At 32.5% G+C, this 956-nt stretch carries 2 protein-coding genes; both read left to right on the forward strand.

Annotation, left to right across the window (positions count from 1 at the left end; translation table 11 throughout):
- Window positions 1-88: 88 nt before the first annotated feature.
- Window positions 89-574: a polysaccharide biosynthesis C-terminal domain-containing protein gene (locus tag HX884_RS26630; RefSeq protein ID WP_178329048.1), complete on the forward strand. Its 486-nt coding sequence runs from the start codon at window positions 89-91 to the stop codon at window positions 572-574.
- A complete protein-coding gene (locus HX884_RS26635) occupies window positions 567-935 on the forward strand; it encodes a glycosyltransferase family 2 protein (protein WP_178329049.1) in 369 nt (122 codons plus the stop codon). The genes HX884_RS26630 and HX884_RS26635 overlap by 8 nt, the downstream gene beginning before the upstream one ends.
- Window positions 936-956 lie beyond the last annotated feature (21 nt).

The raw sequence follows: 956 nt of genomic DNA on the forward strand, positions 1-956 counted from the left end.
CTGATCGCCAGATCACGCTATTTAAATTCTGGAATTAGCTGCGGAATGACGGATATATATCGCTGCTGATAAATTAAGGCAGGCTTTAATGGGCGCTTTCTTGATTCTGGGTGGTGCTTTATATCCAAGAGTTAATGCTCTTTTCAAAGAATCTAGAGAGGCTGGATTTTCTTTTGTTAAAAAGATAATTCTGATACAAGGTGGTTTAGCTTTAATTGCGAGCATAATGTTTTATTTATGCTCGGCATATATTTCAAACATTATGCTTGGCAGAGAATTTGACGAATCTATCATGATTCTAAAATTAATGTCTCCAATGATAATTTTGATAGTATCATCTGTAATTTTATGCAACTATGTGCTTTTACCTCTCGGCCATAATAAAATTTATGCAAAGCTTCCTATTTTTACAGGTTTATTGCATTTATCATATGCTATTCCTCTTTGTTCTTTATATGGTGCATCTGGAGCATCATTGTCTATACTTATTACAGAAACCCTTACCTTTATTTTGCTATTAATAATTGCATTAAAAAAAGGTTATCTGAAAAAAATATGGAAAAGCCATGAGTGATATTACATTAAGTATTATAATACCATGCTACAATGTTGAAAGTTATATAAAGGAATGTTTAGACTCTGTATTTATTCAGTTGGATGTGAAAACTGAAGTTATCATTGTTAATGATGGTTCTACTGATTGCACAAAGAATATTATTAAATCTTTATGTGCAGGTAAGAAAAATATAAAAGTAATTAATCAACTCAATGCCGGGCTATCAGGTGCCAGAAACGCTGGTTTAAAAATAGCACAAGGAGAATATATTGCATTTTTGGATGGTGATGATGTTCTTTTTCCAGAGTACATAAACGAGGTTTCGAATGCTATCTTAGAATTCAGACCGACTTTGTTGAATAAATCGAACTTTTGCTGAGTTGAAGGATCAGATCACGCA

The sequence above is a fragment of the Enterobacter sp. SECR19-1250 genome (genome assembly GCF_013391025.1).
Lineage (GTDB): Bacteria > Pseudomonadota > Gammaproteobacteria > Enterobacterales > Enterobacteriaceae > Enterobacter > Enterobacter cloacae.